This is a genomic window from Micromonospora sp. NPDC049060, assembly GCF_040649055.1.
GTDB lineage: Bacteria > Actinomycetota > Actinomycetes > Mycobacteriales > Micromonosporaceae > Micromonospora > Micromonospora reichwaldensis.
The window spans coordinates 122,095-136,359 of sequence record NZ_JBEZEV010000008.1; the positions used below are offsets into that span (position 1 = coordinate 122,095).

Annotated in this window: 12 protein-coding genes; 7 read left to right on the forward strand and 5 right to left on the reverse strand. The window is 75.2% G+C overall.

Annotated elements, in window-relative coordinates; genetic code table 11:
- The first annotated feature begins 93 nt into the window (after window positions 1-93).
- Both AB0B83_RS06335 and AB0B83_RS06340 read left to right on the forward strand, forming a co-directional pair.
- Window positions 94-1,512: a WGR domain-containing protein gene (locus tag AB0B83_RS06335; RefSeq protein WP_357577256.1), complete on the forward strand. Its 1,419-nt coding sequence runs from the start codon at window positions 94-96 to the stop codon at window positions 1,510-1,512.
- Window positions 1,513-1,707: 195 nt separating this feature from the next.
- The gene (locus AB0B83_RS06340; protein ID WP_357577257.1) at window positions 1,708-2,592 is read left to right on the forward strand and encodes an aminoglycoside phosphotransferase family protein; all 885 of its coding nucleotides are present in this window, start codon (window positions 1,708-1,710) and stop codon (window positions 2,590-2,592) included.
- A gap of 24 nt (window positions 2,593-2,616) precedes the next feature.
- Here AB0B83_RS06340 and AB0B83_RS06345 read toward each other — a convergent pair whose 3' ends face one another.
- Window positions 2,617-3,426 carry a DNA-formamidopyrimidine glycosylase family protein gene (locus AB0B83_RS06345; protein ID WP_357577258.1) on the reverse strand — a complete coding sequence of 270 codons (810 nt, stop codon included), beginning with the start codon at window positions 3,424-3,426 and terminating at the stop codon, window positions 2,617-2,619.
- Between the two features lie 444 nt (window positions 3,427-3,870).
- Here AB0B83_RS06345 and AB0B83_RS06350 point away from each other — a divergent pair, with 444 nt between their 5' ends.
- The 4 genes from AB0B83_RS06350 to rocD all read left to right on the forward strand — a co-directional run bounded on the left by AB0B83_RS06350 (window position 3,871) and on the right by rocD (window position 7,825).
- Window positions 3,871-4,434 (forward strand): hypothetical protein, encoded by a 564-nt coding sequence (locus AB0B83_RS06350; protein ID WP_357577259.1) that lies wholly within the window; start codon window positions 3,871-3,873, stop codon window positions 4,432-4,434.
- 165 nt (window positions 4,435-4,599) lie between these two features.
- The gene (locus AB0B83_RS06355) at window positions 4,600-5,457 is read left to right on the forward strand and encodes a UbiA family prenyltransferase (RefSeq protein WP_357577260.1); all 858 of its coding nucleotides are present in this window, start codon (window positions 4,600-4,602) and stop codon (window positions 5,455-5,457) included.
- 341 nt (window positions 5,458-5,798) lie between these two features.
- Window positions 5,799-6,614, forward strand: a complete 816-nt coding sequence (ddaH, locus tag AB0B83_RS06360) for a dimethylargininase (protein ID WP_207913845.1) — start codon at window positions 5,799-5,801, stop codon at window positions 6,612-6,614.
- Window positions 6,611-7,825, forward strand: a complete 1,215-nt coding sequence (gene rocD, locus AB0B83_RS06365) for an ornithine--oxo-acid transaminase (protein ID WP_357577261.1) — start codon at window positions 6,611-6,613, stop codon at window positions 7,823-7,825. Before ddaH ends, rocD begins: the two co-directional genes overlap by 4 nt.
- A gap of 65 nt (window positions 7,826-7,890) precedes the next feature.
- Here the strand turns inward: rocD and AB0B83_RS06370 are convergent, their stop codons facing one another.
- Together AB0B83_RS06370 and AB0B83_RS06375 are read right to left on the reverse strand one after the other, a co-directional pair.
- Window positions 7,891-9,042, reverse strand: coding sequence for an FHA domain-containing protein (locus AB0B83_RS06370; RefSeq protein ID WP_357577262.1), 1,152 nt, complete (start codon window positions 9,040-9,042; stop codon window positions 7,891-7,893).
- Window positions 9,039-9,332: a 4a-hydroxytetrahydrobiopterin dehydratase gene (locus AB0B83_RS06375; protein WP_151455679.1), complete on the reverse strand. Its 294-nt coding sequence runs from the start codon at window positions 9,330-9,332 to the stop codon at window positions 9,039-9,041. Before AB0B83_RS06375 ends, AB0B83_RS06370 begins: the two co-directional genes overlap by 4 nt.
- A gap of 199 nt (window positions 9,333-9,531) precedes the next feature.
- Here AB0B83_RS06375 and AB0B83_RS06380 point away from each other — a divergent pair, with 199 nt between their 5' ends.
- The gene (locus AB0B83_RS06380) at window positions 9,532-10,305 is read left to right on the forward strand and encodes a hypothetical protein (protein WP_357577263.1); all 774 of its coding nucleotides are present in this window, start codon (window positions 9,532-9,534) and stop codon (window positions 10,303-10,305) included.
- A 58-nt stretch (window positions 10,306-10,363) separates the two neighbouring features.
- Here the strand turns inward: AB0B83_RS06380 and AB0B83_RS06385 are convergent, their stop codons facing one another.
- On the reverse strand, window positions 10,364-11,413 hold the full coding sequence (locus AB0B83_RS06385; protein ID WP_357577264.1) for an acyl-CoA desaturase: 1,050 nt from the start codon (window positions 11,411-11,413) through the stop codon (window positions 10,364-10,366).
- 151 nt (window positions 11,414-11,564) lie between these two features.
- Window positions 11,565-14,265: hypothetical protein (locus AB0B83_RS06390; RefSeq protein ID WP_357577265.1), on the reverse strand; the 2,701-nt coding region annotated here is incomplete at its 5' end.

The window sequence follows — 14,265 nt, forward strand, 5'->3', positions numbered from 1 at the left end:
TGCGTGCGTGTCGGGGGTGGCCGTTAGCGTGTGCCCGCTCGCGCCCCACCGGTCACGCCAGGCCGGTCGCTGACCCCCCCCTCGGAGGCCCCCATGCCGCAGGAGACGACCTACCTCGAACTGTCCGAAGCGGATGGTGCGCACAAGTTCTACGAGGTCGTCGTCGACGACGCCGCGCTGACCGTCCGCTACGGCCGGATCGGCGACCAGGGCCAGGTCAAGACCACGGCCTACGCCGACAACGCCAAGGCCCGCGCGGCGGCGGCGAAGAAGATCGGCGAGAAGGTCCGCAAGGGGTACGCCCCGGCCGTGCGCGGCGTGCGGCAGAAGCGCGCCGTCTCCCGGCGGCAGATCGTCAGCACCCGCTCCACCGCCCGCACCGCCCCGGTGCTGTGGCGTTACGACTCCGGCGCCCCCGCCTTCGGCATCTTCGTCGACGGGCAGAGCTGCATGGTCGGCAACGAGCGCGGGGTCATCACCACGCTCGGCCACGACGCCCGGGTGCTCGACCAGGTCCGCCTCCCCGACGGGGTGAAGTGCATCGTCGCCGACGACGCCTGGATCTACGCGGGCTGCGACGACGGCAACGTCTACGACCTGTCCGGCAAGGTGCCCCGGGTGGCCTACGAGATCGCGCCGGAGATCGACATCTACTGGCTGGACATCCACGACGGGGTGCTGGGCGTCTCCGACGCGGGCGGCGGCATCGTCGCCGTCGACCACGAGGACGAGTTCCTCTGGCGCCGGCAGGGTCGCGGCCGATCGGCGTGGATGGTGCGCTGCGACGCCGACGCGCTCTACCACGGCCACTCCCAGGGGGTGACCAGCTACGACTGGCGGACGGGTCAGGAGCGGTGGCACACCCGTACCGGATCGGTGCTCTTCGGTTGGCAGGAGCGCGACGCGGTCTTCGCGGGCACCGGCACCCGGGAGGTGGTGCGGCTGGCGAAGGACGGCCGCGCCGAGCGCACCTACCGCTGCGACGCCCCGGTCTTCTCCTGCGCCACGGCCGAGGGCGGCCGGTTCGTCTTCGCCGGCGACAGCCAGTCCTCGATCTACTGCTTCGACGCGGCCGGCAACCGGCTGTGGAAGCTCGGCACCGGCTGCGGCTCGGCCTACTCGATGCAGTACCACGAGGATCGGCTCTACGTGGTCACCACCAGCGGCCACCTGGCCTGCATCGACGCCAGCGAGCCGGCGATCCGGGCGGCGGAGGCCGGCAGCGTGCCGGAGGTGGTCGACGTCAAGGCCCCGCCCCGGATGCCGGAGCCGGCGGCCTGGACGACGGTCGAGGTGACCAGCGACGTCGACGGCGGCGTGATGGTGCAGTGCGTCGAGGACCGGGGTCGGCTGCGGGTGCACGTGGTCTCCCCCGGCTACCACCGGGACTGGTCCGTGCAGTTCCCGAAGGGCATCCGCGAGCCGGGCGCGCGCTACCTGGTCACCCAGGTCCGCGAGTCCGGCCGGGGCGGCTTCTACCGCGCCCACGGCGACATCCGCCGCCTCCGCTGACCGCGCCCCCTCCCCCGCCCTCCCCCTCCCCTCCCCTCCGCCGCCCGCCTCTTCCCCGACGCGGTGATCAAGAGGTTTGCGTCCGGTTCGATCTCCGTCGCGGACCCGAACCTCTTGATCACCACCACCGGCGGTGGGCGGGGAATCGGTGGTGCGGGGTGGGTGGGCGGGCGCTGGTGAAGGAAGGATGGTCGGGTGGATTCCGAACTCCTGATCCCCGAGGGGCTGGGCTGGGTGCGGGGCGTGCCGGCCGGGCGGGAGTGGCTGGCGGCGCTGCCGGAGCGCCTGGCCGCCTGCGCCGAGCGCTGGTCGCTGCGGCTCGGGCCGCCCTTCCCGTACGCCTTCGCCTCGCTGGCCCTGCCGGCGGAGCTGCCCGACGGCACGCCGGCGGTGCTGAAGCTCCAGTACCCGGACCCCGACAGCGTCCACGAGGCGACGGCACTGGAGTGCTGGGCCGGGGTGGGGGCGGCCCGGTTGCTCGCCCACGACCCGCAGCGGCGGGCGCTGCTGGTCGAGCGGTGCGTGCCCGGCACGCCGCTGCACGAGTTGCCCGCCGACGCGGCGCTGGACGCGGCGGTGGAGTTGCTGCCCCGGGTCTGGCGTCCGGCCGGTGCGCCGTTCACCCCGCTCGCCGAGGAGGCCGCCGGCTGGGCGGAACGGTTGCCGGCCAACTGGGAGCGGGCCGGCCGGCCCTACGAGCGGCGGCTGATCGACACCGCGCTCGGGCTGCTGGCGGACCTCGTCGACAGCCAGGGCGAGCAGGTGCTCGTCAACCAGGACCTGCACGCCGGCAACGTGCTGCGGGCCACCCGGGAGCCGTGGCTGGTCATCGACCCGAAGCCGCTGACCGGCGAGCGCGAGTTCGGGGTGGTGCCGCTGGTGCGCGGCGCGGAGCTGGGGCACTCGCCGGACGCCGTACGGCACCGGCTGGACCGGCTCAGCGCGGAGCTGGGGCTGGACCGGGAGCGGGTGTGGGGCTGGGCGATCGGGCAGACGCTGGCCTGGAGCATCGGCGAGGGGCAGGTCTTCCCCAACCAGGTCGAGGTGGTCCGCTGGCTGCTCGACGCGCCTCCCCGGTGAGACCGACGTCGGCGTGGGCGGCGGTCAGGACGGTTGGCAGGTGGGGCACCAGTAGAGGTTGCGGCCGGCCAGTTCGCCCCGGCTGACCGGCGTGGCGCAGACGTGGCAGGGGTCGCCGGGGCGGCGGTAGACGTACACCTCGCCGCCGTGCCGGTCGACGCGGGCGGGGCGGCCCATCGCCTCGGGCAGGTGCGCGTCGCGGACGGTGTCGATGCGGCCGCGGCCGACGGCGAGCCGCATCAGCGCGACCAGGTCGGCCCAGAGCGCGTCCCAGCCGGCGCGGGTCAACCGCCGGCCGGGCAGCGTCGGCGGCAGCCCGGCCCGGAACAGCGCCTCGGTGACGAAGATCAGCCCGGTGCCGGCCACCACCGACTGGTCGAGCAGCAGCGCGGCCAGCGGCGTGGGGCTGCGGGAGATCCGGGCGTACGCCCGCTCGGGGTCGGCGTCGGCGCGCAGCGGGTCGGGGCCGAGCCGGGCCCGCAGCGCCGCCACCTCGGGCGGGGTGAGCAGCTCGCAGGCGGTGGGGCCGCGCAGGTCGAGCCAGTGCCGGTCGCTGGTGAGCCGCAGCCGCACCTGGCCGACTGGCTCCGGCGGCTCCCCGGCGCCGTCGGTGAACTTCCCGTAGAGCCCGAGGTGGATGTGCAGGGTCAGCTCGCCCGCGTGGTGGTGCAGCAGGTGCTTGCCGTACGCCTCGGTGGCCTCCAGGACGGTGCCGGAGAGGCGGGCCGCGCCCTCGGCGAAGCGGCCCTGCGGGCTGGCGGCGTGCAGCTTGTCCCCGCCGAACAGCTCGGCGTGTCGCGCCGCCAGGCGGTGGATGGTGTGTCCCTCTGGCACGGGTGCCAAGGATACGTGCGGCTCGCGGGGCCGCCGACCGAGGCGTGCTGCGGATGCTCGCGCCCCGCCCGGTCGGTCGGCGGGGCCGGACGGAGGCGCGGAGGAATTCGTCGACTTCTAATAGATACGGCTTGCCCCGGCGTGGGGTGCCGCCCGGCAGCCGGGCAGCACCCCCTCGTTTCGGTCGACCCGCTGCCGGGAAGAGGTCGGGACAGGCCGACACAGGGAGGCACCACGATGGATCACCGCACCCCCCGGCGTCCCGCCACCAGACTGCGGCGATCCACCGCCCTCGGTGTGTCGTTGCTCGGTGCCATCGGCCTCGGCGGTGGCTGTACCGCCCCGGCCGACGATCAGGGTGAGAGCACGGCACCCACCCTTTCGGCGACCGTGTCGACGCCCACCGCGACGGCTCCGCCGCCCTCGCCCAGCGGGAAGGCGCCAGTGACCATTCCCACCTCGGCCTTCCTCGAACTGCCGCCGGAGCATCGGAAGTCGCCCCGGACGACGACGCCCGTCGCAAACGCCCTACCCAAGCTGTGCGGCGAGGAGTTCGGCACCGGCGGTCGGGCGGTGACCGCGAGCGCCTCGATGATGAACGTCTACAAGCAGGTCGAGGACCCGCCCGAGAACGTGCCGTACGGCACCGTCACGCAGACCATCTTCACCTTCGAGGGCGAGGGCGCCTCGGACTACCTGCGGCGGCTGCGCGACTCGCTCGACTCGTGCCAGTCCTACCGCCGGTCGGGGGCCACCGTCGAGGTCCGGACCCGCCCGCTGCCCGGCGTCGGCGACGAGGCCCTGCTCGTGACCCAGACTTGGCCGCAGACGGACCTGCAGGGCAACCGCACCGGCGGCGACGCGGTCAGCCAGATCGCCGTGATCCGTGTCGACGACGTCACGACGGTGCTCCACGACCAGGGCTGGGAGGGCACCAGCGGCAGCCCGGACCTCATGGACGACTTCGCCCGCACCGCCGTCCGCGCCCTCGACACGTGGCAGCGGTAGGACGCCGCGCCCGGCTGCACGCGCGGATCGGAACCTCCTCCGCACCGACCCGGCCCACCGCCGCGCGCGCCCGGTGTCGCGGAACGACCGCCTGGGTATTGCAGAGGCGTACCGCGTGGGCGGCAGTCGTTGCATCGGCCACCACGCATTCACGAGGAGGTGTGTGTGGTGAAGATTCCCTCGCTGTCCCGCAGGTCGGAAGAGGCGCCGACACGGGACGAGAACCTCGACGGCCGCGTCGACGACCGTGACGCTCCCGCCGGCACCGGCCGGGACGGCGTACCGCGGGCCGACGCGGACGGCAGCAGCGGGCCCAGCCGTCCGGTGGTCACCGACCGCGACGGCGAGCAGACGACCTACCGCAGCAGCGCCGCGCCCGACGCCGCCGGGCGGGACGGTGCCGCCGGGCGGGACGGTGCCGCCGAGCGGCGGGCGGCCGAGCGGGCGGCAGTCGCCCGGGCGGCCACGGCCCGGCCCACCGACGACGACAACCGACGCGTCCCCCGGAGCACCGAGCCCGACCCGACCCTCGAACGGACCCTCGACGGTCGGACGACCGATCTGGACCGGAACCCGACGCTGGGCGCCCGGACGGACCGGGACCGCGCGGTCGACGGGGACACCGTGGAGCGGCCCGTCGACCGCGACGGCGACGGCGTTCCCGACCGCGAGCCGGAGCGGGCGGTGGTCGCCGGCCCGAAGCCCCGGGCCAGCATCCTCGCCACGCTGGGGCTGATCGTCGGCGTGGCCGGGGCGCTCTTCGTGCTCACCGGCAGCCTCGCCGGGTACGGCATCGCCCTCGGCGCCCTCGGCGCGGTCCTCGCGGTGCTGGGCCTGATGGCCACCCGTCGCCGGCACATCGCCGGCAAGACCGACGCGCTGCTCGGCGTCGCGCTGGGCCTCGGCGCGGTGGTGCTCGGCGTGCTGGCGATGACCGGCCAGTTCGACTGGCCGACCACCGACGGGGACTGGGTGCAGCGGTTCCGCGAGTGGCTTGACTCACAGTTTGTGGACCGCTTCTAGCGGGCACTGTTCGGCTCGCCGGCGGTGCGCCGGCAGCGCCGGTGGTTCACCGGCGACGCCCGACCAGCCTGGTGGTTCACCAGCCGGGCAACCCTTGTTCGGGGGCGGCGATTCGCCGCCCCCGAAGTGTTTTCCGGGCCCAACTTCCGGCCGGGTGCACCGCCAGGGGCAGATACGCAACGAATCATCGTCCAGCACTCCCCAGAAGCAACGTTTCGTCGGCCTGCGCAACTTCCAGCGGTGGATTCCACCATCGGCGCCGCATAACGTTGAGCAACGGCGCCAGCCCGTGGGCCGAAGGTGGCCGGGCGCGCCCGACCCCTGGGAGCAGGACAATGACGATGGACGCCACCAGCCAGCGCTTCCTGATGTGCCGGCCGACGTACTTCGCCGTCGACTACGCCATCAACCCGTGGATGGACCCGACCGCGCCGGTCGACGCCGACCTCGCCGTCCGGCAGTGGGAGCAGCTGCGCCAGATCTACCGGGACCTGGGCCACACCGTCGAGGAGATCGCTCCGGTGCCCGGCCTGCCCGACATGGTGTTCGCCGCCAACGGCGGCACGGTGATCGACGGCAAGGCCATGGCCGTGCAGTTCCGCGACCCGCAGCGCGCCGACGAGGCCCCCGCCTACCGCGCCTGGTTCGAGGCCGCCGGCTTCGAGATGCACGACCCGAAGCACGTCAACGAGGGCGAGGGCGACATCCTGCTGGCCGGCGACTTCCTGCTGGCCGGCACCGGCTTCCGCACCGCGCACGCCTCGCACGCGCAGCTCCAGGAGGTCTTCGGCTACCCCGTGGTGACCATGCAGCTGGTCGACCCGCGCTTCTACCACCTGGACACCGCGCTCACCGTGCTCGACGAGCGGACGGTGGCGTACCTGCCGGAGGCGTTCTCGCCGGGCAGCCGGGCGGTGCTGCGCCGGCTCTTCCCCGACGCAGTGCACGCCACCCTCGCCGACGCCGAGGTCTTCGGGCTGAACGCGGTAAGCGACGGCCGGCACGTGGTGCTGCCGGAGCAGGCCACCGGCCTGGCCGCGAAGCTGCGCGACCGGGGCTACGAGACGATCGGTGTCGACCTCTCCGAGCTGCGCAAGGCCGGCGGCGGACCGAAGTGCTGCACGTTGCGACTCCGTCAGGGAAAGGCGAGCCAGTGATCGACGACATGCTGCGGACGCCGGAGGCGATCCGCGACGCGGAGCGGTGGACCGCGCACAACTACCACCCGCTGCCGGTGGTCATCTCCTCCGCCGAGGGCTCCTGGCTGACCGACGTGGACGGCCGCCGCTACCTCGACTGCCTGGCCGGCTACTCGGCGCTGAACTTCGGCCACCGCCACCCGACGCTGATCGCCGCCGCGCACGCGCAGCTCGACCGGCTGACGCTCACCAGCCGGGCGTTCGTCCACGACCAGTTCGCCGACTTCTGCCGCGAGCTGGCCGAGCTGTGCCGCAAGGACCTCGTGCTGCCGATGAACACCGGCGCCGAGGCCGTGGAGACCGGCATCAAGGTCGCCCGCAAGTGGGGCTACCAGGTCAAGGGCGTCACGCCGGGGCAGGCCAACATCGTGGTGGCCGAGGGGAACTTCCACGGCCGGACGACCACCATCGTCAGCTTCTCCACCGACGAGGACGCGCGGGCCGACTTCGGGCCGTACACCCCGGGGTTCACGGTCGTCCCCTACGGCGACCTGGCGGCGCTGGCCGCCGCCATCGACGAGAACACCGTCGCGGTGCTGATCGAGCCGATCCAGGGCGAGCAGGGCGTCGTCGTGCCGCCGGAGGGCTACCTGCCGGGCGTACGCCGGGTCTGCACCGAGCAGAACGTGCTCTTCATCGCCGACGAGATCCAGTCCGGCCTCGGCCGGACCGGGGACACCTTCGCCTGCGACCACGAGGGCGTCACGCCCGACATGTACCTGCTGGGCAAGGCCCTCGGCGGCGGCATCGTGCCGGTCTCCGCGGTGGCCGCGAACGCCGACGTGCTCGGCGTGCTCAGGCCGGGCCAGCACGGCTCCACGTTCGGTGGCAACCCGCTGGCCTGCGCCGTCGCGACCGAGGTCGTCCGGCTGCTGGCCACCGGCGAGTTCCAGCGCCGCTCGACCGAGCTGGGCGCCCGGCTGCACGCCGGCCTCCGGTCGCTGGTCGGCAGGGGCCTCGTCGCGGTGCGGGGCCGGGGCCTGTGGGCCGGCCTCGACATCGACCCGGCGCTGATGAGCGGCCGGGAGGCGTGCGAGCGGCTCGCCGAGCGCGGGGTGCTCGCCAAGGACACCCACGGCGCCACCATCCGGCTCGCCCCGCCGCTGGTGATCACCGAGGAGGAGATCGACCACGCGGTCGCCCAGCTCGCCGCGGTGCTGGCCGGCTGAGCCCCGTACGACACGGGCGGGCGTCGGGACCACGGTCCCGGCGCCCGCCGTCGTCTCCCGGCGGCTCAGCGGGGCAGGCGCATCGCCATCGTGGGTGCCTCGGCCATGACCGACGTGGGCGTGTAGGGGGCGCCGGTGGGAAGCTCGTCGGGCCGGCCGATCTGCACGCCCGGGTAGAGCTCCACCATGTCGCCCTCGGCCAGCACCCGGGACTGCTGCGGCGCCAGCGGGACCCGGTCGGGCTCCGCCATCGACCCGCCCGGGCGGATGCCCGAGCCGTTGGTGCTCACGTCGGTCACGATCACCTCGCCGACCCGCAGCTCGAACCGGACGTGGCTGCGGCTGATCCAGCGGCGCGCCTCGTCGTTGAGCCACTGCCCGAGGGTGATCCCGCCGGACTGGTCGGGGGCGCGGCCGACCACCGCCGGCTCCTCCTCGGTGAGCACGAAGCGTCGGCGGATCAGCCCGCCCACCCGCACGGCCAGGACGGCGCTCCGCGGTCGCGGACCGGCGTCGCCGAGCCGGGTGCCGTGCCGGGGGCAGGTCGGCACGCCGCCGCGCAGCGTGGGCGGCGGCTGGCCGGCCGGGCTGCGCTCCACCACCCGGGACAGGTCGGCGAATGCCCCGCCGCCCCCACCACCGCCGAAGAGCGCGCAGCCGGGCTCCGCGCAGCGCCAGCGCCGGGCGAGCAGCTTCACGCCGGCCGGTGACCGGTCACCGGCGACGGGCGTGTGCCCGCCGCCGACGTGGGCGACGAAGGCCGGCCCGCCGGCGCCGGGCACCGGGGCGAGCACCCGGCCGGCCTGCTCGACCAGCCACGGGTAGCGCCCGCGCAGGCCGTCGGCCCGCACCCGGGTGAGCACGGGCAGCCCGAGCAGGTCCGCCACCTCCAGCATCCGGTCGCCCGGGTTGTCGAGCACCTCGACCAGCCCGTCGTCGGCCCACCGGCGGACCACCATGCGCTCATTGGAGGTGAGGTCGGCGTCGGAGAGCAGGGCCCGGTGGACCACCGCGTAGACCGGGACGCTGTCCTCCTCCATCTCCCGGGCGAGGGCGTCGATCACCATGCCGAGGCGGAGCAGGCTCGCCGGCCGACCGCCGTCGAGATCCTGGTAGCGGATCACCTCGGCCAGGTCGACGACGGCCCGGGCCAGCGACGGGTCGGTGCTGACCCGACCCTCGATGGCGTCCAGCACCTTGCTGATCTCGAATCTCATCCGACGCTCCCCACGATCTCGTCGATCCGCCGAGCCAGTTCCAGGTCACGCCGCGTGACCCCGCCCGCCGAGTGCGTGACGCACCGGAAGGTCAGGGCCCGCCAGCGGATGTCGATGTCGGGGTGGTGGTCCAGTTCCTCCGCCGTCACGGCGACCCGGTCAACCACCGCGATGGCCGCCGGGAAGCTGGCCAGCTCCACGGTGCGGGTGATCCCGGCGGGGTCTCCCGACCAGCCCGCCAGCCCACCCAGCTCGTCTCGCACCGCCTCGGCGGTGAGCACGTCTGCCATGGGGAGACCCTACCGGGACCGGTCGCGACGACGCCGACCAGCGGCGGGAGGTGTGGCCCACCCCGGCGGCGCGGCGGCCCGATGACCGCCACGGCATAGATGAGCGGCTGTGGACCGGCGGGGTTAGGCTGACCGGCGGCCCGGCCGGGCCCGCGACCGGCGTCGCCCCCGGCCCACCCTGCGTGAGGAGATTTCCACGATGAACACTCGACGGCTGGCGACCACGGGGGTCGCGCTCGTCGCCGCGCTCGCCCTCGGTCTCACCGGGTGCGGTACGGGGACGGACACGGCTGCTCCGGCCGGCGACGGCGGCACCACCGGCGCGGCACCGGCCAGCAGCGCCCCCGCCGACGCCCGAGCCGAGCTGGCCGCCGCCGCGCAGAAGCTCAACCAGCAGACCGTCAAGATGCGGCTCACGTCGCCGGTCATCAACGGCAGCGGCGTGATGGACCCGGCCACCAAGACCGGCGACATGACGCTGAAGATGGGCGCCGAGGGCACCTTCCGGATCCTGATGCTCGGCAACGACGTCTACCTGAAGGTCACCGGCATGCAGGGGATGCCGAAGAAGTGGATGCACATGGACGCCACCAAGCTCGGCAAGAGCGGCCAGCTCAACCTGATGCCCGACGGCGACCCGGGCGGCGCGAAGCAGATGGTCGACAGCGTGGTGGACGTCGAGAAGACCGGTCCGGGCAGCTACTCCGGCACCCTCGACTACACCCGCACCAAGCCCGACGACAAGGCCATCCAGGCCCTCGGTGACAAGGCCAAGGCCGTCCCGTTCACCGCCAGGGTGGACGACCAGGGCCGGCTCGTCGAGTTCGCCATCGACACCCAGGTGCTGCACGAGTCGCTGGGCACCATGATCACCAACTACTCGGACTTCGGCGCCCCGGTCACCGTCAAGAAGCCCGCCGCGGGCGACACGCAGGAGGCCCCGCAGGAGCTGATCGAGTCCATGGGCTCCTGAGCCCTACCGCACACGGAACGGGGGCGGCGCCGACCGGCGCCGCCCCCGTTCGCGCGTGTCAGCCGCGCAGCGGCCGGCCCACCTCGTGCAGGTGCGCGAGCGCCTGACGGTACGACTCGACCAGCCCCGTCTCGGCGTACGGGATGCCCTGCTCGGCGCAGTAGGCGCGGACGATCGGCCGGGCCCGGCGCAGGTTGGCCCGGGGCATGTTCGGGAACAGGTGGTGCTCGATCTGGTAGTTGAGCCCGCCCAGGGCGACGTCGACGAGCCGGCCGCCTCGCACGTTGCGGGAGGTGAGCACCTGCTTACGCAGGAAGTCCAGGTCGTCGTCGGCGGTGGGCATCGGCATGCCCTTGTGGTTGGGGGCGAACGAGCACCCCATGTAGAAGCCCCACAGCCCCTGGTGGACGACGACGAAGAGCAGCGCCTTCACCGGCGACATCACCAGCAGCAGCGCACCCAGGTAGCCGACGGCGTGCAGGACCAGCAGCAGCGCCTCGACGCCGCGGCGCCGCATCGGGGTGCGGAACCGACCGTCGGAGTCCCGCCCCACAATCGCCTGCACGCTCGCCACGTGCAGGGCGAGCCCCTCCAGCAGCAGCATCGGGAAGAACAGCCACGCCTGCCGACGGGCCAGCCGGCGGCCGAACCCGCGTGTCGCGGCGGCCTGCTCGTACGTCCAGACCAGCGCGCCGGCCCCGACGTCGGGGTCCTCGTCGGAGTGGTTGGGGTTGGCGTGGTGCCGGTTGTGCTTGTCGACCCACCAGCCGTAGCTCAGCCCGACCGCCAGGTTGCCGGTGAGCAGGCCGATGGCCTCGCTCGGCCCGCGCCGCCGGAACATCTGCCGGTGGCCGGCGTCGTGGCCGAGGAACGCGACCTGCGTGGTGGCGACGGCGAGGAAGACGGCGACCAGGAGTTGCGCCCACGAGTCGCCGACCAGGCCGACGGCCGCCCAGCCCGCCGCGAAGACGCCAAGCGTGAGCACGATCCGGGTCACGTACCGGCCCGGGCGTCGCTCCAGCAGGCCCGCCCCGCTGATCCGCCGGGACAACTGCGCGTAGTCACTGCCCCGCCGTACCGGCGGTTCCGCCACCGCTCCGAGCACCATCGCGGCTCCGTTCCCGTTCCTCGATCCCGGGACGTGCCGGCCGGCGCGTCCCGCTTCCAGTCTCCGGCGAACGGTTGCGCTGAGTAACCCTGCCCACCCCCGGTTCGGGGGTAGGGCGAGCCCTACCTCCGGCACCCGTGACCGGGCCTGATCAGCCCATCCGGCCGACGGCGGCCCGGAGCCGGGCCAGGTCCCGGCGGCGCCGCTCGTAGGTCGTGGCGAGCCCGATCAGCGCGAACCCGCCGACGGCCAGGAAGATCCACCGGGGCAGCAGGTCCCAGCCACGGACCAGCTCGTGCAGCGCGAGCAGCGCCAGGGTCACCCCGCCCAGCAGCACCGGCGCCTGCCAGCGGCGGGTCGCCCCGGCGAGCACCGCGGCGAGCGCGGCGACGCCCAGCAGCAGCCGCCGCCACGGCTGGGGGTCCGCAGCCACCAGCACCGACACCAGGCTCGGCAGCAGCCCGGCCGCGAGCCCCGGGCCCAGCGCCAGCCAGCTGTTCAGCCCCGGCCGGGTACGCAGCGCCACCACGCCCGCCACGAGAGCCAGCGCCGCCGCCGGCACCGTGTACGCCTCCAGCACCGCCACGTCCCCGGCGGCCAGCAGCAGCCAGCCGCCGAGCAGCTCACTGCCGCCGGCGATGCCCGCGAAGGCCCACCGCCGGCCCGCCGACTCGCCCCGGGGCAGCACCCGCAGCGCGACGGCGGCGCCCCACAGCGCGCAGACCGTCGCGGCGTGGCGCAGCGAGCCCACCGCGAGCAGCAGCGCGACCAGTGCCACCGCCTGAGCCGCCGCGTCCAATGCCGCCGCCGTGGCCCGTCCCCTTCGGGCCGGACCGGCCGGGGACGCCCCGACCTGACCGAGCACCGCCGCGGCGGCCAGGGTGAGTGCCGCGACGGCGAGCACGCTGAACGTGGCCGCCCGTACCGGCAGCCCGCCGGCCAGCGGCGCGACGACCGCGAGGCTGGTCGCGGCGGCCACCGCGACCAGGGCGCCGCCCAGCCGGGCGTCGTCCCGGCGGGCCGCCACCCCGACCACCGCCGCCGCAACGACGAGCACGCCGAGGCCGACGATCGTGCCCGTCCGGGTGGCAAGCAGCCCGAGCAGCCCGGACGCCGCCAGCACCAGACCCACCGGCAACCCGACCGGGGCGAGCAGCGGACGCGGTGCGGCCAGGGCGGCGAGCAGCACCAGGGCCACCCCGCCGAGCAGCGTGCCGACCGGCAGCACCGGCCACGGCACCCCTGCGGCCACCAGCAGCACGGGCAGCGCGGCCGCGGCGAACGGCACCGCGACCAGCGCGGCCCGCCACCAACCGGCGCCCGCCGACGGAACCGCGCCCGCCGCATGGCCGGCACCCGCCGCATGGCTGGCACCCTCCACATGGCCGGCGCCCGCCGACGGAACGGCGTCCGCGCCGGTGGGGCCGGTCCGCACGACAGCCCGGTCCCGCCGGCCGGCCAGCACCCCGGCCACCGCCAGCACGGCCAACGCCAGGCCCACCGGGAGCGCCCCCGGGTCGGCCCGGACCGTGGGCGCCCCGGACCAGGGCGACACCTCGCCGTACGGGGCGACGAGCGCCGTCAACGCCACCGGCAGGGCGGCGGCGGCCGAGACCACGAGCAGCCCGATGCCGGCCACCCGCAGTACGACGTCGGAGCGCACCGCACCGCCCAGCGTCGCCAGCAGGACCGCCACGGCGGCGTAGAGCGTCACCGGTTCGTCGGCCGGTACGACCAGCGGCGCCAACCCGACCGCCGCGACGGCCACGGCGACCCCGACGGAGGCGTACGCCCGCAGGTCGGGCCAGTGCCGGCGGACCGCGAGCAGCCCGACGGGCAGCAGCGCGACGGCGGCGAGCGCCGCCCGCGCCTGCCACCAGGCCGGCGCCCCGGCGGCGAGGAGGGCGACGACCGCGCCGGCCGGCACCGCGACCGGCACGACGGCCGACGCCGCCCCGGCCACCCGGCGCTGCGCGGCCGTGCCGCGCCGGCCGGCCGCCGCCACGGCGGTCCCGGCGACCAGCACCACCGCGAGCGCCGCACCCGCACCCGCCGTCGCGGCGAGCCCGACGACCAGTCCGTGCCCGAGCAGAAGGGTCCCGGCCACCCCCGCGGCCAGGACCGTCCAGGACCGGACGCCGGGACGCCCCACCGCGACGGCCAACAGGCCCACCGCCGCCACCAGGTCCAGCGCCACCACCGCGGGCCAGGGCGACGGCCAGCTGGCCGGCACCGCCAGCACGACGGCCGCCGCGCCGATCGCGGCCAGCGCCGGCCGGGCGGCCCTCGGCAGCAACAGCCCGAAGGCGGCCACGGTCAGCGCGATCGCCGCCGGAAGCTGCCACCCCCCGTCGGCGTCGGGCCCGGCCGCGGCCCCCTGCCACGGCGGCAGCGACCGGCCGGCGGTGGTGCCGGCGAGCGCGACGGCCAGCAGCACGACGAACTGCGCCATCCCGCCGGCCACCAGCAGCGCGCCGGCCCGGGGACCGGGCCGCCACCCGGCGGGCAGCAGCCGTACCGCGCCGGCCACCGCCACCACGACCAGCGCCGTGAGCAGCAGCGACAGGTCCAGCTCGACGATCGGACGGATCACCGCGCCGGCCAGCACCGGCACCAGCAGCGCGGCGGCCACGGCGCGGAACACCGCCCCGCCGGTGAGCAGCGCGGTGCCGAGCAGGGTCAGCGCCACCAGCAGCAGCGGCGCACCGGCCAGCAGCGGAACGCCGGCGGCCCGGCCGAGGGCCAGCGGTACGAGCGCGCAGCACGCGGCCACGAACAGCGCGCCCGCGTGCCCCACCCAGGCGAGGACGCGCCCGGCTAGTACCGCCGGGCGCTCGCCGGACGGCGCGGGC

Coding starts and splice junctions, on each gene's coding strand:
- AB0B83_RS06335 (WP_357577256.1), top strand. CDS start 94: ATGCCGCAGGAGACGACCTACCTCGAACTGTCCGAAGCGGATGGTGCG.
- ddaH (WP_207913845.1), top strand. CDS start 5,799: ATGGACGCCACCAGCCAGCGCTTCCTGATGTGCCGGCCGACGTACTTC.
- AB0B83_RS06370 (WP_357577262.1), bottom strand. CDS start 9,042: ATGAGATTCGAGATCAGCAAGGTGCTGGACGCCATCGAGGGTCGGGTC.
- AB0B83_RS06375 (WP_151455679.1), bottom strand. CDS start 9,332: ATGGCAGACGTGCTCACCGCCGAGGCGGTGCGAGACGAGCTGGGTGGG.
- AB0B83_RS06380 (WP_357577263.1), top strand. CDS start 9,532: ATGAACACTCGACGGCTGGCGACCACGGGGGTCGCGCTCGTCGCCGCG.
- AB0B83_RS06385 (WP_357577264.1), bottom strand. CDS start 11,413: ATGGTGCTCGGAGCGGTGGCGGAACCGCCGGTACGGCGGGGCAGTGAC.